We start from the raw sequence: 18,410 nt of genomic DNA on the forward strand, positions 1-18,410 counted from the left end.
CGTTAAACAAAGCGTACACCAATGTAAAAAAAAGTCAAAATTTCATAAAAAATAAGCTTGTAAAATGAAAAATAGACGATATAATAGAAGTTGAAAGGTGCAATCGTTTTCATTGGAGTGATTGCGATTTTAATGCTAATGCGCAAACGGTTTCGCTACGGTTGCACTGAAAAAGAGTGGATCAAAAGAGGAGGGAGAGCATGAAGAAAACATTGTCTTTGTTTCTCATGGCTGTGCTGCTCGTGGGCGTGCTCGCTGCCTGCGGACCGAAACGGGATGTTCAACAGCCGAAAGAAAGTCAAGGAACGACCGAAAAGGCGGAAAAACCAGACAAACTAGTCGTTTGGGTGAACGACGACGAAAAGCAGAAACAAGCATTAAAAGATATTTTCCAAAAGTACACAGAAAAAACCGGAATCAAAATCGAGATGGTTGCGGTCAGCATGCTCAATCAAACGAAAAAACTAGCGCTCGACGGACCGGCTGGCAAAGGGCCGGATGTGTTCTACCAGCCGCATGACCGCATCGGCGACATTGTGCTGCAAGGATTGGCCGATCCAGTCGACCTTGGCGATGCGAAAGGCGAGTACAGTCCGACAGCCATCAAGGCGGTCACCTATGACGGAAAGACGTATGGCGTGCCGATGGTCGTTGAAACATACGGCGTGTTCTACAATAAAAATTTAGTGCCGGAAGCGCCGAAAACGCTGGATGACTTGATGAAGATCGCCAAGGAAAAAACGAATGCGGCCAAAGACCAATACGGCTTTTTAATGGAAGCGACGAATTTCTATTTCGTTTATCCGTTCTTCGCCGGATACGGCGGCTATGTGTTTAAAAATGAAAACGGCAAATACGACATAAGCGACATTGGGCTCGCGAATGATGGAGCCGTCAAAGGAGCCGAGCTCGTCCAATCGTGGTTTAAAAACGGCTACATTCCGAAAGAAATCACCGGCGATATTATGAACGGGCTGTTTACGAAAGGAAATGTGGCGGTTGCCATCACCGGACCATGGAACATCGCGTCGTATAAAGAAGCGTTGGGCGACAAATTAGCGACCGCACCGTTGCCGGTCTTAGACAACGGCGAGCATCCGAAATCGTTCGTCGGCGTGAAAACATGGATGTTATCAGCCTATTCGAAAAACAAAGAATGGGCGGTCGACTTCATGAAGTTTGTCACGAACGAAGAAAATTCGCTTCATTACTATGAAATGGCGGGCGAAATGCCGGCGAACGAAAAAGCGTTGACGAATGAGAAAATTACGAACGACCCGCTGATCGCCGGTTTTGCGGAGCAAATCCAATACGGCGAGCCGATGCCGAACGTGCCGGAAATGTCGCAAGTGTGGGAGCCGATGAGCAATGCGTTGCAATTTATCGCGAAAGGCGAAAACCCGAAAGCGGTGCTCGGTGAGGCAGTGAAAACGATTCAAGATAAAATCGCTGCCAGCGGCGCTGGAAAATAACGAGTGATGTCGCGGTGGATAGGATCAGCCCTATCCACTATTCTTATCCATATGATAGGGGGGATTGGAATGCCGGAAGCAAACGTCCGCCATCGGCCGGCGGTGGCGATGGCGCTGTCTTTGTTGTTTGCCGGCCTTGGGCAGTTGTACAACCGCCGGTATGTCAAAGGCATCTTGTTCATCATCATTGAAGCTTCGTTTTTGCTGACGTTTTATAACTTTTTGAACATCGGGCTGTGGGGACTCGTCACGCTTGGCGAAATTCCGATGGTTGATCATTCGATTTTTCTCTTGATTCAAGGATTGGTTTCGGTCATCATCATCGTGTTTGCGGCCGCCCTGCATATTGCGAACATCATTGATGCGCGCAACGACGCCCGCCGCCGGCAAAGGGGCGAACCGTTTCCGTCGCTGTGGGAATCGTGCCGCAACGCTTGGGATAAAGGATTTCCGTACATCTTTGTCACGCCCGGGCTTGTGATGCTGTTGTTTATCGTCGTGCTGCCGCTGTTGTTTATGGTGTCGCTCGCATTTACCGACTACAACTTGTACCACTCGCCGCCACGGCATTTGCTGAATTGGGTTGGATTGGAAAACTTCAAAAACTTAGTGTCGATTCCGATTTGGAAAAGCACGTTTTTTAGCGTTCTCGCCTGGACGATCGTTTGGACCGTGGTGGCGACAACGGCGCAAATCGCCCTTGGCCTGTTTTTGGCGCTCCTTGTCAACGACCCGCGCATCAAGTTCAAGCGGTTCATCCGCACGGTGTTGATTTTGCCGTGGGCCGTGCCAGCATTTGTCACGATTTTGGTGTTTGCGGCGATGTTCAACGACAAATTCGGAGCCATCAACCGCGAAGTGTTGAGTTTGTTTGGGGTGTCGATCCCGTGGATGACCGATCCGTTTTGGACGAAAGTGGCGCTTATTTTGATTCAAACGTGGCTTGGCTTCCCGTTCGTCTTTGCGTTGTTTACCGGCGTTTTGCAAAGCATTTCCCGCGACTGGTACGAAGCGGCCGACATCGACGGAGCGACGCGCTGGCAAAAGTTCAAATCGATCACGCTGCCGCACGTCTTGTATGCGACGGCGCCGCTGTTGATTATGCAATACGCCGGCAATTTCAACAACTTTAACATCATCTATTTGTTCAACCACGGGGGGCCTGCGGTGCGCGGGCAAAACGCCGGTGGAACGGACATTCTCATTTCATGGGTGTACGATTTGACGTTCACGACGAACAACTACAACATGGCGGCGGCGATCTCGCTCATCATCGGCTTGATCGTCAGCGGGTTTGCCATTTACCAGTTCCGGCGCACCCGTTCCTTTAAAGAGGAGGGGAACATTTGATGAACCGCAAATGGAAATCGCGCGTGGAAGTAGCGCTTATTTATTTGTTTATCGCCTTCATGTTTGTCGTCATCGCCTATCCGCTCCTTTGGACGATCAGCATGTCGCTCAATCCAGGAACGAGCCTGTATTCGGCGTCGCTCATCCCGGAGAAGTGGTCGTTTGAGCACTATAAGTGGTTGTTTACCAGTCCGAACAGCGATTATTTGCTTTGGTATAAAAACAGCTTGTTTGTTGCGACGGCCAATGCGGCGTTGTCCGTCTTGTTTACGGCGCTCATCGCCTATGCGTTTTCGCGCTACCAATTCGTCGGGCGGAAAACGGGGCTGTATTTGTTTTTAGTGTTGCAAATGTTTCCGTCGCTCATGGCGATGGTCGCGATCTATATTTTGCTCAATATGCTCAATTTGCTCGATTCGCTTTGGGGACTCATTCTCATTTACGTCGGCGGGCAAATTCCGTTTAACGCGTGGCTGGTCAAAGGCTACTTTGACACGATCCCGCGCGAGCTGGATGAGGCGGCGCGCATCGACGGCGCCGGGCATTTCGGCGTCTTTTTCCGCATTATGCTGCCCTTAGCCAAGCCGATTTTGGCCGTTGTCGCGTTGTTCAACTTTATGGCGCCGTTCACCGACTTTTTGCTGCCGTCGATCGTGTTGCGCGACCCGGACAAATTTACGCTGGCGGTCGGGCTGTTTAACTTCATCAGCGACCGGTTTGCGAACAACTTCACCCGCTTTGCCGCCGGCTCGATTTTGATTGCCGCGCCGATCGCCGTCGTCTTTTTGTTCCTGCAGCGGTATTTGATTTCCGGCTTAACGGCCGGTGGCACAAAAGGGTAAGAACCGCTGTCATAGAATAGTGGGCTTACCCGTTTCCGAATGAGCAAATGAATCGGGAAGGGAGGAATGGAAATGGGGAACCGGCTCTTTATGCTGCTCGTCCTTCCGTTCCTTCTTTTTTATGCCTGGCCGGTGCAGGCGGCGGAGAAAGAAGAACGGACGTGGCAAGATGAAGCGATTTATTTCATTATGGTCGACCGGTTTAACAATATGGATCCGACGAATGACAAGGGCGTCAATGTCAACGATCCGAAAGGGTATTTCGGCGGCGACTTGAAAGGGGTGACGGCGAAACTCGATTACATCAAGGAGATGGGATTTACGGCCATTTGGCTGACGCCGATTTTCGAAAACATGCCGGGCGGATACCACGGGTATTGGATCAAAGATTTTTATCGCGTCGATCCGCATTTCGGCACGCTGGATGATTTGAAGACGCTTGTCAAAGAAGCGCACAAGCGCCATATGAAAGTCATCTTGGACTTTGTCGCCAACCATGTCGGCTACGACCATCCATGGCTTCGCGACCCGGCGAAAAAAGATTGGTTCCATCCGAAAAAAGAGATTTTCGACTGGAATGATCAAACACAACTAGAAAACGGATGGGTGTATGGGCTGCCGGATTTAGCGCAGGAAAATCCAGAAGTCAAGAAATATTTAATCGATGCGGCCAAATGGTGGATCAAAGAAACGGACATTGACGGCTATCGCCTCGATACGGTGCGCCATGTGCCAAAATCATTTTGGCAGGAGTTTGCCAAAGAAGTGAAATCGGTGAAACAAGACTTTTTCCTTCTTGGCGAAGTGTGGAGCGACGATCCGCGCTATATTGCCGAGTACGGCCAATACGGCATCGACGGTTTTGTCGATTATCCGCTGTATGGCGCGGTGAAGCAGTCGCTTGCTAGGCGCGATGCATCGCTCCGGCCGTTGTATGACGTCTGGGAATACAACAAAACGTTTTACGACCGCCCGTACTTGCTCGGGACGTTTTTGGACAATCACGATAACGTGCGGTTTACGAAACTTTCGATTGACAACCGCAACAATCCGATTTCACGCATCAAGCTGGCGATGACGTATTTGTTCACCGCCCCCGGCATCCCGATCATGTATTACGGAACGGAAATCGCCATGAACGGCGGCGAAGACCCGGACAACCGCCGCTTGATGGATTTCCGCGCCGATCCGGAGATCATTGATTACTTGAAAAAAATCGGCCCGCTCCGCCAACAGCTGCCGTCTTTGCGGCGCGGCGATTTTACGCTCCTGTATGAAAAAGACGGCATGGCGGTGTGGAAACGGCAATATAAAGATGAAACAACGGTTATCGCCATCAACAACACGGGCAAAACGCAGCACGTTCACCTAACGAACGACCAGCTGCCAAAAAACAAGGAACTGCGCGGCTTTTTATTGGACGATCTCGTCCGCGGCGATGGCGACGGATACGATCTTGTGCTCGACCGCGAAACGGCGGAAGTGTACAAACTGCGGGAAAAAACAGGGATCAACGTTTCGTTTATCGCCGCCATCGTATCGGTTTGCGTGTTGTTTCTTTTGTTTTTGTATTTGGTGAAAAAACGGGCGAAGCGGATGCCGGAATAGAGGGAAAGGAGGGACCTTATGACCGTTACGATTAAAGATGTGGCGAAACGAGCGAACGTTGCGCCGTCAACCGTCTCGCGCGTCATCGCCGACAGCCCGCGCATCAGCGAGAAGACGAAACAGCGGGTGCGCGAAGCGATGAAAGAGCTCGGCTATCACCCGAACTTTATTGCTCGCAGCCTCGCGAGCCAAATGACGCAAGTGATCGGCATCGTCATGCCGAGCTCCGCCGACCAAGCGCTGCAAAACCCGTTTTTCCCGGAAGTCATCCGCGGCATCAGCAAAGCCGCCCATGAAAAGCGATATGCTTTGCAAATGTCGATCGGAGAGAAAGAGAACGACATTTACGAGCGAGTCGTGGAGATGCTGCAAGGACGGCGCGTCGACGGCGTTATTTTGCTTTACTCACGGCAAAACGATAAGCTCATGAAGTACTTGTTAAAGCATGGCTTTCCGTTCGTCGTCATCGGCAAACCGAACCAAAAAGCGGAACAAGTGACCCATGTCGACAACGACAACGTCCAGGCGGGGAAAGATGCGGCAAACTGGTTGATCGCTCGCGGGCACGAACGCATCGCGTTTGTCGGCGGCGATCCGCAATATTTGGTGACCGTCGACCGCCAAACCGGCTACGCCGAGGCCTTGCAGGAGGCGGGGCTTCCGTACCGGCCGGAATACGTAGTCCATGCAGAATTTTTGCAGGAAGGCGGCCAAGAGGCGATGAAGGAGCTTCTTTCGTTGCCTGAGCCGCCGACCGGGCTTGTCGTCGTCGATGATCTCATGGCGCTCGGCATCTTGAAAACGCTTGATGAAATGGGGCTTGGCGTCCCGGAAGATGTTTCGATCGTCAGCTTCAACAACACGCTGCTCGCCGAAATGTCGCGTCCGCCGCTCACGTCGGTTGACATCGGCATTTTTCAGCTCGGCTACGAAGCGGCGAAAAGTTTAATGGAGAAAATCACCAACCCGAATGAACCGATCAAACGCATCATCATCCCGCACCGGCTCGTGGAACGAGGGTCGTGTGCACAGCGTTAGAAAGAAGCGGTGTTGGCAAAGAGACGTCCGTCGTATTGGCGGGCGTTTTTTTGTTTTCGAGCATGTTGGAAGTGAAAGTGAGTGGATCGGGAACGGTTGAGTCCGTAACGAGCACGGACATTCAAGCTGACGGTAGCAAAGAAGTGGATGAAGTGCTCGTTTCCGAAGGGGAAACCGTGACGAAGGGGGGAGACCTCATTACATTTACTGATGGCAGCGATCCGATTGAAGCGCCAGCAGCTGGAACGATCACCTCGCTCGACGTGGAAGAAGGAGACCGCGTCAATGACGGACAAGTCGTCGCCCATCTCACCAATTACAGCGATTTGCAAGTAAAAGTGCAAGTGGATGAGCTTGATATTCCAAAAGTGAAGGTCGGACAAACTGCTGCGATTAAGATCAACGCTTTTCCTGAGGCGACATATACCGGAAAGGTCACCTCCATCGCCAAAGAAGGGACGGTTTCGAACGGTGTGTCGACTTTCGATGTGACGGTGCACATCGATAAACCGACGAATGTGAAAATCGTCATGACAGCGGAAGTAAGCATTTTAGTCGAAAAGAAAGATAATGAGTTGTATGTTCCGATCGAAGCGGTTCACACGATGAATGACGAAAAGTTCGTGCTTGTCGTCCAACAGTCGGCGGACGGGAGCAGCACGGCTGTGCGCCAAACGGTGAAAACCGGCATTAGCAATGAAGACAACATTGAAATTACCGATGGATTGAGCGAAGGGCAAATCGTGCAGCTGCCGAGCGTTTCCACTTCCTCCAGTACGAATAATCCAGGGCGGCAAGAAAGAATGATGTGCTCACCTTGGCGCGTTCAGACTCGAATCAGTTGGAAATGCAAAAAGAAGCGTTTCGGCTGGATGAATTGGTCCGCGACATTGGCGAACAGTACAGCGAGATCGCTTCGTACCAGCAGAAAACGATGAGCGTCGAAGCGCAAATCCCTATTGAGTGGGTGGGCGACCGTGAACGCATCCATCAATTGATCGTCATTTTGCTTGACAATGCCTTGAAATATACGACGGAAGATGGGAGAAAAGCGACGCTCATATCGCCGGACATAAACAGAGACGAAACGAAGCGAAGCCGGAGTACATCCTCAATGTCGAAGTCGGACATTATGAGGTGAAGGCGGTGAAACAAGCGGCACAGTCAGCGTCGGCTGAAGATTGAAAAAGGGAAATGAAAAAGAGCTCCTCTTTTCGCTCATGGCATTGGCGTTGAGAGGAGCTGAATGCGGTTATGGTTTTATGTTGCTTGGAATGCTGGGTGTTCCGTACGTATGGAATGTTTCCGCATTGCGGTAGCTGGTGTTTGTACAATGGGGACGCAAAGTTTGTTGAATACATTTGTCTCGCAATATTATCCCGCCCCATGTCCGCTCTACGGGCGTTGGATTGGCCAATGGCGTCGGTCTCTTAGGAGGAATGGTTGGCCCGACGCTTGGCGGGGCGCTGCTAGGAATGAAAGCCCCCATTTTCATGTGCTTTGTTGCTTTTGCGCTGCCAGGCGTTATCGCTTCTTTGGCTGTTCTTTGCGTGCGCAAGAAAAAACGAGACATAGCGGTTGCTGGGCAAGAGGCGGAAACGCTCTTCACATGAGATGGTGAATAGAAAACATGCAGTGGCATTCCCCGAACTATTGACTGCTTAAAACAGAGGGGGAAGCCGCGGAGGCATTTTTAGGTTCAACGATCTACCTTTAGTGAACCTTTAACGTGAAAAAAATCCACCCCATTCCGGGGCGGACTGAGAGAAGAGGGGCACCTTGCAAAGAAGTGGAGGAACATCGTAGCTTTATCGTATCGGTTTTTTTACAATGATTCTATATTTTTGTAAGAAAAGATAACGAAGTTTTGTCAAAAAGGATTGACCGCAGCGGCTGAGATGGTCAGCCGCTGACGAATTTTCCGCCATCGACGTGCAGCATTTGCCCGGTCATGTACGACGACTCATCGCTCGCCAAAAAGACGTAGCACGGGGCGACTTCGCTCGGCTGGCCGGGCCGTTTCATCGGCGTGTTGGCGCCGAATGTGGCGACTTGCTCGCTTTTGAACGTCGACGGGATGAGCGGCGTCCAAATCGGGCCTGGGGCGACGCCATTGACGCGGATGCCTTGCCCAACGAGCGCTTTGGCGAGCGACCGGGTGAAGGCGACGATCGCGCCTTTTGTCGCCGAGTAGTCGATGAGCTGCTCATTTCCTTCGTAGGCGGTGATCGAAGCGGTGTTAATAATCGCGCTTCCGCTTTTTAAGTGTGGGAGCGCCGCTTTCGTTAGGAAAAAGCAGCCGAATACGTTCGTGCGAAACGTTTTTTCCAGCTGCGCGGCAGTGATGTTGAGAAAATTCGGCTGCGGGTGCTGCTCGGCGGCGTTGTTGACGACGATGTCAAGCTTGCCGAACGCTTCGATCGTCTGTTTCACCGCCTCTTTGCAAAACGCTTCATCGCCAATGTCTCCCGCAATGGCCAGACACCGTCTTCCTTCCTGCTCGACGAGCCGTTTCGTTTCGTCGGCATCTTCATGTTCGTTGAGATAGATGATCGCCACATCGGCTCCTTCCTTGGCAAAATGGACCGCGACCGCCCGGCCGATGCCGCTGTCGCCGCCGCTGATGATGGCGGTTTTGTTTTTGAGCTTGCCGCTTCCTTTATAGGTGTCTTTGATGGTGACCGGCTGCGGGTTCATCTCCGTTTGCAGGCCGGGCTGGCGCGTCTGGTGCTGCGGGGGCAGCGTCGTTTGTTGCTTTGTGACCATGTTTGTTCCTCCTTAGCATGTATTGTCATCGTTAGTATGGGACGGAGGAGGGGAATTATGTGTGAAGAGGGGATGGACCACGAACAATGAATAAGCCGTTGGTCATCTTTTTTTCGCCCACGTTTCAATCCACATTGCGATTTCCTCAATCGATGGTTTATCGGTCACGACTTTCACGGTATATTCTTCTGCTTCTTTTTCCGGAGCGGCGAGGAGATAACCGTTTAGCCAAAGAAACTGTTTCATGGCGGCAAAGCCTGTTCGTTTATTGGCATTGTGAAACGGATGGTTTTGGCAGAGGCTGGCGTATAACGCTGCCGCCTTCAGCCAAAGGGTTGGATAAGCGTCCTGTCCGAAAGCGCTTTGTTTCGGGCGGTTGACCGCGCTGTTCAACAGCTCTGGAAATTTTACGCCTTTTTGTTCCTCTGGAGTGTATTTTTCGATCAACAAGGCATTGAGGAAGATGATCTCTTTTTCGGTCAAAAAACGAGTCATATCTGTTTTCGCCTACTTTTTTGCCAAATTTCGGAGGGTGTTGTCGTAATTCGCAAATAAGTCTTTGAGACCATCGACAAAATCTTGGCCGAAGTCGTCTAGGATGCTGTAGTCGATGGGTGAGTATTTGCTGATGACCACTTTTCCATCTGCTTCGAGGCGAAATTGAATTTCATCTCCTTGTTTTGCCTTCAAATGGTCCAACACTTCCTGGGGAAGAGTGATTCCTAGACTGTTCCCTACTTTCGTTATTTTTCGTTCCATTGGTTTCACCACCGTACTCATATCGATTCTCCTTCCATACTATTTTATTCATGGTTATAACAAGTTATAACAATTATAATAAAAAAAGATAGTTGAGTCCATCGTTCGATGATCGGTTTGTCAGAAAAATTAGGAAAACGAGCCGGCCTATTCGCCAGCTCGTTTCCTGCTTATAACACATTGAAATACCGCGCTTCCGGATGGGCGAAGACGATCGCCGAAACCGATGCTTCGGGTTCCATCATATAGCCGTCGGTGAGGCGGATGCCGATGTCTTCTGGATGAAGCAGACGGAACAGTTTCTCCTGGTCTTCCAAGTTCGGACAGGCCGGGTAGCCGAACGAGTAGCGCTGGCCCTGGTATTTGGCGGCGAAGCGCTCTTCCATCGTGAAATCCGGGTCGTCCGGGAAGCCCCAGCGGTCGCGCATAATTTGATGGATTCGTTCGGCGAACCCTTCGGCAATCTCGAGCGCCAACGCTTGGATGGCATGGCTTTTCAAAAATTCGCCTTCTTCCTTCCAGCGCTGGGCGAGTTCGCGGACGCCATGCCCGGCCGTGACGGCGAACAAGCCGACGTAATCCATTTCGCCGCTTTCTTTCGATTTCAAATAATCGGCGAGGCAAAGATACGGCGCCCGCGGTTGGCGCGGGAAGTCGAACGTCTCGAGCACGGTTTTGCGATCAACCGGATCGTAAACGTAGACGCGGTTGCCGTCGCTTTGTGCAGGGAAGAAGCGGTAGACGCCGGCGGGCTGAATCCAGCCGCGTTCTTTCGCTTCGGCAACGAGTTCGTCGACGACCGCTTTTAACGCCAACGCTTTTTCGTCTTTCTCTTCAAGCAGCCGCTTCACTTTTCCTTTCAAGCCGAGGTGGTGGCCGAGCACCATTTGCCAGTTGACGTACGGCAACACATGGTCAAGCGGCACGTTTCGCAGCACGTGGCGCTCGAGATCGGCCGGGATGTAGACGGGAACGTCGGTCGAGACGTTCGATTTGACCGTTGCGGCAACGGCTGTTGGCCGCGTCGGCTCGCTTTCGGCCGTTTCTTTTTTCTTGTAGTCAATCTCGCCCTGCTGGATTTGGTTGGCAAGGGCAAGCCCGTCCATGGCGTCTTTCGCGTACAGGACGACGCCGTCGTATTCGGGTGCGATTTTGTTTTCGGTAAATTTGCGCGTCAAGGCGGCGCCGCCGACTAAAATGGGCGTTGAGATGCCGGCTTGCCGCAAATCTTGGGCGGTGACGACCATCTGTTGGGCCGATTTGACAAGCAAGCCCGACAACCCGATGATGTCGGGCTGATGTTCGCGCACCGCTTCAATGAGTTGCTGCGGAGCGACTTTAATGCCGAGGTCGATCACCTCGTAGCCGTTGTTGCTTAAAATGATGTCGACCAAGTTTTTGCCGATATCATGCACATCGCCTTTGACGGTGGCGAGAATGACTTTTCCTTTTGTGCTTCCTTCTTTCTTTTCCATATACGGCTCTAAAAAGGCGACCGCTGCTTTCATCACTTCCGCGCTTTGCAATACTTCAGCGACGATGAGCTGGTTGTTGTTGAACAGCCGCCCGACTTCATCCATGCCGGCCATAAGCGGACCGTTGATGATCGAAAGCGGATCGGAGTAGGTCTCAAGCGCCTTCTCTAAATCGGGAATGAGCCCGTCTTTCGACCCTTCAATGACGTAGCGGGCGAGCCGCTCTTCAAGGCTCAAGTTCTCCTCAGCCGGCTTGGCGGCGGTGATTTTGCTTCGGTAAAATTCGATAAAGGTGTTTAATGTTTCATCGCTCGTGTCAAACAAAAGCGCTTCGGCCATCCGCACTTCCTCTTCCGGAATCGAGGCGAACCGCTCAAGCTTCTCAGTGTTGACGATCGCATAATCGAGCCCAGCTTGCGTGCAACGGTACAAAAAGACGGAGTTGAGCACCTCGCGCCCGGCCGGCGGCAAGCCGAACGAGACGTTGCTGATGCCGAGCATCGTCAAGCAATGAGGCAGCCGCTCTTTAATGAGGCGGATGCCTTTGATCGTTTCATTCGCCGCGCCGATGTATTGCTCATCACCGGTGCCGACCGGGAAGACGAGCGGATCGAAAATGATGTCGCGCGCCGGCACCCCGTAGCGGTTAACGAGCAAGTCATACGAACGCAAGGCAATTTCCAGCTTCCGTTCGGCGGTGACCGCCATCCCTTGTTCATCGATCGTGCCGACGACGACAGCGGCGCCGTATTTGTGCAAGAGAGGAACGACTTTCGCAAACCGCTCCTCGCCGTCTTCCAAGTTGATCGAATTGATGATCGCTTTCCCTTGCGAGTAGGTGAGGGCGCGTTCAATGACGCGCTCGTCGGTCGAATCGATGACAAGCGGCACTTTCACTTTTTTCACGACTTCGCGGACGAACTGTTCCATGTCATGGAGTTCGTCGCGGTCTGGGTCGGCGAGGCAAATGTCGATGACATGGGCGCCGTTTTTCACTTGGGCGCGGGCGATTTCCGCCGCTTCTTCGTATTTCCCTTCGGCGATGAGGCGTTTGAATTTGCGCGAGCCGATCACGTTTGTCCGCTCGCCGACAAAGAGCGGGCGCATCGTTTCATCATAGATGAGCGCCTCGATGCCGGAAACGGCGTGGACATCAAACGAAGACGGGATCGCCCGCGGCGGGAGATCACGCACCGCTTCGGCAATGGCGCGGATATGATCCGGCGTCGTACCGCAACACCCGCCGACGATGTTGATCCATCCCTTTTCGGCAAAGCGGCGGATTTTCTCTGCCAACATCTCCGGCGTTTCATGGTAGCGGCCTTCCTCATCCGGCAGACCGGCGTTCGGGTAGCAGCTGACCGCCGTGTCAGCGAGCGAGGCGAGCGTGCGCAAATGGTCGGTCATAAACTCGGGGCCTGTCGCGCAGTTTAAGCCGACGGCGATCGGCTTCATATGGCGCACCGAGATGAAAAACGCATCGATCGCCTGCCCGGCGAGTGTCGTGCCCATCGGTTCGATCGTGCCGGAAATCATGAGCGGCACGCGGCGACCGACCGCTTCAAACGCCTTCGAAATGCCGAGAAAACCGGCTTTGACATTCAGCGTATCTTGGCACGTCTCGAGTAGGAGAAGGTCGACGCCTCCTAAGAGCAGTCCGCGCGCTTGTTCTTCGTAGGCGGCGACGAGTTCTTCAAACGTTGCGCCGCCTGTCACCGACAACGTTTTCGTCGTCGGCCCCATCGAACCGGCGACAAAGCGCGGCCAGTCCGGGGTGGAGAACGACTCAGCCGTTTGTTTGGCGAGTTTGGCCGCTTCGATGTTCAGCTCAAGCGCCAAATGACCGAGGCCATATTCGTCAAGCACGATGCGTGTCGCTCCGAACGTGTTCGTTTCAATGATATCAGCACCGGCTTCTAGGTACGCTTCATGAATGCGGCGGATGATATGCGGGGCGGTGAGGGTCAAATATTCGTTGCACCCTTCATACGCCTCGCCGCCAAAGTCGGCGGCCGATAGGTTGGCTCTTTGGATCATCGTGCCCATGGCGCCATCGATGACAAGAATTTTTCTTTGCAGCTGCTGTTCTAAGGTGACGTTAGCCATGAACAACCTTCCTTTCTTTGGCGGCCGCTTCTTTTTCGTGAATGTAGCGGACGAGCTCGACTGTCATGTCATAGCGCAAGAACGGCGTGATCAAATAAATGCCGTTAAACAAATCAAACGCAGCGTCAATGAGCGATTTGGCGATAGCGATGCCTTCCTTGGCTGCTTGCACCGGGTCGCTGCCGCAGGCGGCCATGCGGGCGCGAATCTCGTCAGAGAGCGTAATGCCCGGCACTTCATGATGCAAAAAGTCGGCGTTGCGCGCGCTCACAAGCGGCATAATGCCGATGTAAATCGGCGTGTCAAGATGCTTGGTTGCTTCGTACACTTCAACGATTTTCTCTTCCGAGTAAATCGGCTGGGTCAAGAAATAGTGGGCGCCGCATTGAATTTTTTTCTCCATTCGCTCAACTGCTTTATCCAAATGGCGGACGTTCGGGTTGAACGCAGCGCCGATCGAGAAGTTCGTTTTTTGCCCAAGCGGTTTGCCCGAGTACGACAGCCCTTCGTTAAACTGGCGGATCAAGCGGATCAAATCGAACGATGATAAATCATACACCGACGTTGCTCCTGGGAAGTCGCCGATTTTCGACGGGTCGCCGGTAATGGCGAGCACGTCGGTGATGCCGAGCGTATGCAAGCCCATCAAATGCGACTGTAAGCCGATCAAATTGCGATCGCGGCATGTAATATGCACAAGCGGGCGGATGCCGAGTTGCTCCTTGATGATCGTGGCGACAGCGGCGTTGCTGATGCGCGGCGTGGCGAGCGAGTTGTCGGCCAACGTCAGCGCATCGATGCCGGCGTCATGGAGCGCTTTCGCCCCAGCAAGAAACTTGTCAATGCCGAGTTGCTTCGGCGGATCTAGCTCCACAATGACCGAGCGGTACGTGCGGGCGAGCTCGGGAAGCGGAGTCGGCGCGGGCCGATCGGCTTGCACCGATACAGATGCCGTGCGCCGCTTCACCGTTTTTTCCGTCACCGGCGTCCGGTCGGCGAGCGCCTTTGCCATTGCCTCAATATGTTTCGGCGTCGTGCCGCAGCACCCGCCGATCAAGCGCACCCCTTGGTCGCGGAACGCTTTGGCTGTTTCCTCGAAATATTCAGCGTTCGTCTCATAGACAAGCCGGCCATCGCGGTAATCCGGGAGGCTCGCATTCGGATACGCCGACAAAAACGCCTGCTTTGGCAGCGGCACTTCCTCGAGCGACCGAAGCATATGATATGGACCGAGACGACAGTTCAGTCCGACGACATCGGCCCCGAGCGCCTCCAGGCGGATAAGGGCGTCCGCGAGCGGCGTGCCATCTTGCAAGACGCCGACTTCATGGAGCGAGACGTGAGCGATAATCGGCAAGTCGGTCTCTTTGCGGGCGATGGCAAGCACCGTCTCCAACTCTTCCAAATCGTAATACGTCTCGAGCAGCACGCCGTCGACTCCTTCAGCCAGCAGGACAAACAGCTGCTCGCGAAACGTCCGTTTCACTTCTTCAAGCGTGACGACGCTTTTGTTTAACGTGCGCAGCCCCCCGATCGTTCCGAGCACGTATGCCCGCCCGTTCGCCGCTTGCCTGGCGAGCCGCACCGCCGCGCGGTTGATGGCCGGCACCTCATCTTCAAGGCCGTAGCGGGCGAGTTTCACATAGTTGGCGCCGTATGTATTCGTCTGAATGACGTCGGCGCCCGCGGCGATATACGCTTCATGAATATGGACGATTTCATCTGGATTGGATAAATTCAATTCTTCAAAACAACGGTCAATGCCGTGCGAATATAAAAGCGTTCCCATCGCCCCGTCGGCGATGAGAATGCGCTCTTTCAACTCATCCAGCAATCCCACGTTCGATTCCCCCGTTTCTCCGTAGTAAAAGAAAAAAGCCTTCTATAAGAAGAAGACTTTTCATTCGCTTCTTCTTATCTTCCAGGCTTCCGCCTGTCTGGATTTAGCACCTTGGCCGCGGGCCAGGTTGCTGAGGGTTCACCGGGCCAGTCCCTCCCCCTCTCTTGATAAGAATGCCGGTATGCAATTGTGCGGTGACGTTTTGATGATTACTATATAATTTAATGTATTTTTCGAAATTATTCAATACGGTGAAGAAGGAAATTTCAAAAGTTAAAGAGATTCAGATAAAAAGAGCGGCTCGCGTCAAGGGCTCGGCGCTTTCCCGCATCGGGGGCAAAACTGAAAATCACGCTGCACATGTTCTCCGCAGTATGGGCAATACTTGTTTGTTTTCTCTTTGCCTCCAAATCGGACGTTCAGTGGGTCGGGCTCTTCCTCGCTGACGACAATGTCCAATAAGGACATGCGTTGTTTTCCCGTCGCATTTTTGTAATGGTAAATTGCTTGAAATACACCGATGGCGATGACGACAAGGCCGAAAAACGGAAAAAAGCGGGCGGCGGGAAACGGCGAGTCCGCGGTGATGGAGAAGGTCATCACCATCCAAAAGATGCCGAACAACACAGCGGCGATGCTGCCGAACAGCCCTTGCATCGACGGGACGCGGCCGGGTTTGATGCTTTTCAAGTGGATTCCTTCTCCATTCGTTTCATGTTGGTTGGGATTATTATACCATATGATGATGTAGGAAACATGGGATGACGTAATAAAAAAGAAGCATTGTATCTCCTCCCTTACCTTGTACTAATCTCTTAAAAGCATCTCTGTTTCATGTCAATAGCACGAAATATGTCGAAATATGTAAAAAAAAGATAAAATTATCGAACGATTTCTCTTTTTTTTTTTTTAGAGTCAAGGTGTATAATTAAAATGGATGATATTAACAAGGAATTTACTAGAAACCGCATCGCAGACAGGAGTGAAGTGGGTGAAACAATGGTCGTGGCCGTATTTTATTCTGATTAGCCTGCCGCTTGTTGTGTTGATTGGAGTTGCTTTTCGCCTAAAAGCGGCCAGCATGCCCATCAAAATAGGATTTATTGTATTGGTGCTGCTTTACGGCGGGGTTTATTCTCGTTTAGTGCGAAGGATGAGATAGACACAGAATGTTTTTGAAAAAAGTTTTGATCGATTATCATTTACTGGAAGGAGATGATAGGTTATGAGTTTGCTGGCGCTTGTTGCCGGGACGCTCGGCGTGTCACAGTCAATCGCGACGACGGTTGTTTCGATTGTGTTGACCGGCTCCACTCTCATTTCTATTATTCTTGGGATCACCGCTATTTTGTCAGGTGGAGTCGACGTCATTTTGGAAATTGGGTGGTCAGCTTTTGTCGCGACGGTGAAAAAAATAGTGGCGGAACGAGGAAAAGCAGCAGCGATTGCATGGTAAAAGGCAAAACGGCAGGGGAAAAACTCCCTGCCGTTCCTAATGAGTAAATCAATGTGGGGGAAGAGAAATGAAACTCGTATGGCTGTTATATCAACAACGACAACGAAGCAGTTTGGCGCCGTTGCAGAGAAAATCGCCTTTTTCCCCGAAGATGACCATGTTCTTGGTGGAAGCGGCGAAATGGCTTGTTTCATCGGCTGTGGTTGTAGCCTTTTGCGCTCGATCCTCGACGCTGTTTCGCCCTTCTATGGTTATGGGAGCTCTTTTTTTCATGTCTGTCAGTCCTTTCATAGGAGTTTTGCTTGAGTCCAAAGAGGCATTGCAACGTCAATACCATTATCATTATGTGCGTCTGTCTGGAGTGCGGGATGACGAGGTGTGGCAGCGATTGCTCAAAATCCACTATGCTGTGTCTCTTCTGCGGCTATTGCCGATTTGGTTGCCTCCTTCCATTGGGTTGATGATGATGTTCGGGATCACAGGCGCATCATTCGTATGGTTTGGACATACGATGTTGTTGCTTCTTTATGTGACATCGCATATAGTGCGTGGCTCAACTTTTAGAGCGATAGGCGCATTTTCTGCCTTTTTCTTTCGAATGGCATCATTCGCGATTGGTTATGTCGTGCTTGCGGCGATTGTGCCGTTGCTGCAATTGTCCCGCCAAGCGGTTCGAATGTATGGGTTGTCGCTCTCTTACCTTGTGTATATGGATGGTTATGTTGCTCATTGGCAACAGCTGTTTTATGAACGCATGACAAGTTGGAGGGAAGGGTGGTTATTTTCAAGTGCAACTTTATCATTCATCGGTGCTGGATTCGCTCTGTTGGCTTTGATTTGCTTTTCTTTCACTCGTGCGTCTCATTCTGACAAGACAGCGTACATGCTATATTCATGGCATCAACGTGTCATAGAGTCGTTAAAAATTCGCAGCACGAATAATGCAATTTTATATAAAGATCTTTGTCTGTTAACACGCCAAGCCCGTGAGTTGACGAAACCGCCTTGGTCGCTATTTTTGCCAGGGGAATGGTTTTTGGTCGCAGGAGCGAATTTGGCGCTGTTGCCGATTGTTCATAACGGGTCGATCATTTTGTTTTTGTTTATGTTTGAAATGTATATCGTCATGACAGGGACGTTGCGGGCCATTACCGACGTCTTTCGCGACATTTTTCAGTTTGAAAGCGAGATGGAGCGTCTCACTGTGTTTCGTCTTCTTTCTCCACCTCCTCTTGTACCGTTAATCGAAGCGAAATGGACGCTGCTTGAGCGATTAGGCGTCTACCCATGCATGACGGCAGTAGGATTGCTACTTCTCGAATACATAGGATTATTGGGGATGCGTGGAGGGCTTTGGGCAGCAATGGGAGCTGTGGTGATGATGCCCGTCTATTCGCTTGTTGTCAAGCGGATTTTGCGCACCGATTATGAAGTATTCTGCCTTGTTTTAGCCAGCGGTGAGCAGGCGGCATTGACATCTCCGCGTGATTATGCGGGGTATATGGTGATTGCGGCCGGAAATCATTCGTTTCATCGCTTGTTGATTTACATAACCGTTTTTTCATCACTTCTTTCTGCCTTTTTTATGCTTTTGAAAGGTTGGAGTTGGGCATGTTACAGCGTTTTGTTTGTCTTGATGCTGTACCTTGTATTATGGAATAGTTCTCAATATGCTCGGCGCACTTGAGGAGGCATTTG

General features: G+C 51.8%; 17 protein-coding genes and 1 riboswitch. Of the genes, 11 read left to right on the plus strand and 6 right to left on the minus strand.

Annotated elements, in window-relative coordinates:
• Window positions 1-200: 200 nt before the first annotated feature.
• From QSJ10_RS03105 to QSJ10_RS03140, 8 genes are all read left to right on the plus strand, one after another.
• On the plus strand, window positions 201-1,472 hold the full coding sequence (locus QSJ10_RS03105; protein WP_033013808.1) for a sugar ABC transporter substrate-binding protein: 1,272 nt from the start codon (window positions 201-203) through the stop codon (window positions 1,470-1,472).
• Window positions 1,473-1,541: 69 nt separating this feature from the next.
• A complete protein-coding gene (locus QSJ10_RS03110; RefSeq protein ID WP_033013807.1) occupies window positions 1,542-2,822 on the plus strand; it encodes a sugar ABC transporter permease in 1,281 nt (426 codons plus the stop codon).
• Window positions 2,822-3,664, plus strand: a complete 843-nt coding sequence (locus QSJ10_RS03115) for a sugar ABC transporter permease (RefSeq protein WP_033013806.1) — start codon at window positions 2,822-2,824, stop codon at window positions 3,662-3,664. Before QSJ10_RS03110 ends, QSJ10_RS03115 begins: the two co-directional genes overlap by 1 nt.
• Window positions 3,665-3,736: 72 nt before the next feature.
• Entirely contained in the window at window positions 3,737-5,272 is a 1,536-nt protein-coding gene (locus QSJ10_RS03120; RefSeq protein WP_033013805.1) for an alpha-amylase family glycosyl hydrolase, read from the plus strand.
• A gap of 18 nt (window positions 5,273-5,290) precedes the next feature.
• Window positions 5,291-6,310 carry a LacI family DNA-binding transcriptional regulator gene (locus QSJ10_RS03125; RefSeq protein WP_053532441.1) on the plus strand — a complete coding sequence of 340 codons (1,020 nt, stop codon included), beginning with the start codon at window positions 5,291-5,293 and terminating at the stop codon, window positions 6,308-6,310.
• Window positions 6,295-7,248 (plus strand): efflux RND transporter periplasmic adaptor subunit, encoded by a 954-nt coding sequence (locus QSJ10_RS03130; RefSeq protein WP_230847123.1) that lies wholly within the window; start codon window positions 6,295-6,297, stop codon window positions 7,246-7,248. Before QSJ10_RS03125 ends, QSJ10_RS03130 begins: the two co-directional genes overlap by 16 nt.
• Window positions 7,245-7,451, plus strand: coding sequence for an ATP-binding protein (locus QSJ10_RS03135; RefSeq protein WP_033013803.1), 207 nt, complete (start codon window positions 7,245-7,247; stop codon window positions 7,449-7,451). The genes QSJ10_RS03130 and QSJ10_RS03135 overlap by 4 nt, the downstream gene beginning before the upstream one ends.
• Before the next feature lie 298 nt (window positions 7,452-7,749).
• Complete coding sequence (locus QSJ10_RS03140; protein WP_147432141.1) at window positions 7,750-7,923, plus strand: aromatic acid/H+ symport family MFS transporter; 174 nt, start codon at window positions 7,750-7,752, stop codon at window positions 7,921-7,923.
• Window positions 7,924-8,212: 289 nt separating this feature from the next.
• Here the strand turns inward: QSJ10_RS03140 and QSJ10_RS03145 are convergent, their stop codons facing one another.
• From QSJ10_RS03145 to QSJ10_RS03170, 6 genes are all read right to left on the minus strand, one after another.
• Window positions 8,213-9,076: an SDR family oxidoreductase gene (locus tag QSJ10_RS03145; protein WP_033013802.1), complete on the minus strand. Its 864-nt coding sequence runs from the start codon at window positions 9,074-9,076 to the stop codon at window positions 8,213-8,215.
• 102 nt (window positions 9,077-9,178) lie between these two features.
• On the minus strand, window positions 9,179-9,571 hold the full coding sequence (locus QSJ10_RS03150) for a type II toxin-antitoxin system death-on-curing family toxin (protein ID WP_033013801.1): 393 nt from the start codon (window positions 9,569-9,571) through the stop codon (window positions 9,179-9,181).
• Between the two features lie 12 nt (window positions 9,572-9,583).
• Window positions 9,584-9,856 carry an AbrB/MazE/SpoVT family DNA-binding domain-containing protein gene (locus QSJ10_RS03155; RefSeq protein WP_033013800.1) on the minus strand — a complete coding sequence of 91 codons (273 nt, stop codon included), beginning with the start codon at window positions 9,854-9,856 and terminating at the stop codon, window positions 9,584-9,586.
• A 149-nt stretch (window positions 9,857-10,005) separates the two neighbouring features.
• Window positions 10,006-13,416 carry a methionine synthase gene (gene metH, locus QSJ10_RS03160; protein ID WP_053532440.1) on the minus strand — a complete coding sequence of 1,137 codons (3,411 nt, stop codon included), beginning with the start codon at window positions 13,414-13,416 and terminating at the stop codon, window positions 10,006-10,008.
• Window positions 13,409-15,256, minus strand: a complete 1,848-nt coding sequence (locus QSJ10_RS03165; RefSeq protein ID WP_033013798.1) for a bifunctional homocysteine S-methyltransferase/methylenetetrahydrofolate reductase — start codon at window positions 15,254-15,256, stop codon at window positions 13,409-13,411. The genes metH and QSJ10_RS03165 overlap by 8 nt, the downstream gene beginning before the upstream one ends.
• 71 nt (window positions 15,257-15,327) lie before the next feature.
• Window positions 15,328-15,430, minus strand: a riboswitch (SAM riboswitch).
• Between the two features lie 132 nt (window positions 15,431-15,562).
• Window positions 15,563-15,946: a zinc ribbon domain-containing protein gene (locus QSJ10_RS03170; protein ID WP_033013797.1), complete on the minus strand. Its 384-nt coding sequence runs from the start codon at window positions 15,944-15,946 to the stop codon at window positions 15,563-15,565.
• A gap of 301 nt (window positions 15,947-16,247) precedes the next feature.
• Between QSJ10_RS03170 and QSJ10_RS03175 the strand changes: the two genes are divergently transcribed.
• From QSJ10_RS03175 to QSJ10_RS03185, 3 genes are all read left to right on the plus strand, one after another.
• A complete protein-coding gene (locus tag QSJ10_RS03175) occupies window positions 16,248-16,418 on the plus strand; it encodes a hypothetical protein (RefSeq protein WP_015374078.1) in 171 nt (56 codons plus the stop codon).
• Window positions 16,419-16,481: 63 nt separating this feature from the next.
• Window positions 16,482-16,712 carry an uberolysin/carnocyclin family circular bacteriocin gene (locus QSJ10_RS03180; protein WP_033013796.1) on the plus strand — a complete coding sequence of 77 codons (231 nt, stop codon included), beginning with the start codon at window positions 16,482-16,484 and terminating at the stop codon, window positions 16,710-16,712.
• Window positions 16,713-16,779: 67 nt separating this feature from the next.
• Entirely contained in the window at window positions 16,780-18,399 is a 1,620-nt protein-coding gene (locus QSJ10_RS03185) for a hypothetical protein (RefSeq protein WP_033013795.1), read from the plus strand.
• Window positions 18,400-18,410: the final 11 nt, after the last annotated feature.

This window comes from Geobacillus stearothermophilus ATCC 12980 (assembly GCF_030369615.1).
Lineage (GTDB): Bacteria > Bacillota > Bacilli > Bacillales > Anoxybacillaceae > Geobacillus > Geobacillus stearothermophilus.

Excerpts from the sequence above, each read along its gene's own strand:
- QSJ10_RS03140 (WP_147432141.1), top strand. The coding sequence starts at position 7,750 with ATGGTTGGCCCGACGCTTGGCGGGGCGCTGCTAGGAATGAAAGCCCCC.
- QSJ10_RS03180 (WP_033013796.1), top strand. The coding sequence starts at position 16,482 with ATGAGTTTGCTGGCGCTTGTTGCCGGGACGCTCGGCGTGTCACAGTCA.
- QSJ10_RS03150 (WP_033013801.1), bottom strand. The coding sequence starts at position 9,571 with ATGACTCGTTTTTTGACCGAAAAAGAGATCATCTTCCTCAATGCCTTG.
- metH (WP_053532440.1), bottom strand. The coding sequence starts at position 13,416 with ATGGCTAACGTCACCTTAGAACAGCAGCTGCAAAGAAAAATTCTTGTC.
- QSJ10_RS03155 (WP_033013800.1), bottom strand. The coding sequence starts at position 9,856 with ATGAGTACGGTGGTGAAACCAATGGAACGAAAAATAACGAAAGTAGGG.
- QSJ10_RS03105 (WP_033013808.1), top strand. The coding sequence starts at position 201 with ATGAAGAAAACATTGTCTTTGTTTCTCATGGCTGTGCTGCTCGTGGGC.
- QSJ10_RS03110 (WP_033013807.1), top strand. The coding sequence starts at position 1,542 with ATGCCGGAAGCAAACGTCCGCCATCGGCCGGCGGTGGCGATGGCGCTG.
- QSJ10_RS03135 (WP_033013803.1), top strand. The coding sequence starts at position 7,245 with ATGAGCGTCGAAGCGCAAATCCCTATTGAGTGGGTGGGCGACCGTGAA.
- QSJ10_RS03125 (WP_053532441.1), top strand. The coding sequence starts at position 5,291 with ATGACCGTTACGATTAAAGATGTGGCGAAACGAGCGAACGTTGCGCCG.
- QSJ10_RS03185 (WP_033013795.1), top strand. The coding sequence starts at position 16,780 with ATGAAACTCGTATGGCTGTTATATCAACAACGACAACGAAGCAGTTTG.
- QSJ10_RS03145 (WP_033013802.1), bottom strand. The coding sequence starts at position 9,076 with ATGGTCACAAAGCAACAAACGACGCTGCCCCCGCAGCACCAGACGCGC.
- QSJ10_RS03120 (WP_033013805.1), top strand. The coding sequence starts at position 3,737 with ATGGGGAACCGGCTCTTTATGCTGCTCGTCCTTCCGTTCCTTCTTTTT.
- QSJ10_RS03115 (WP_033013806.1), top strand. The coding sequence starts at position 2,822 with ATGAACCGCAAATGGAAATCGCGCGTGGAAGTAGCGCTTATTTATTTG.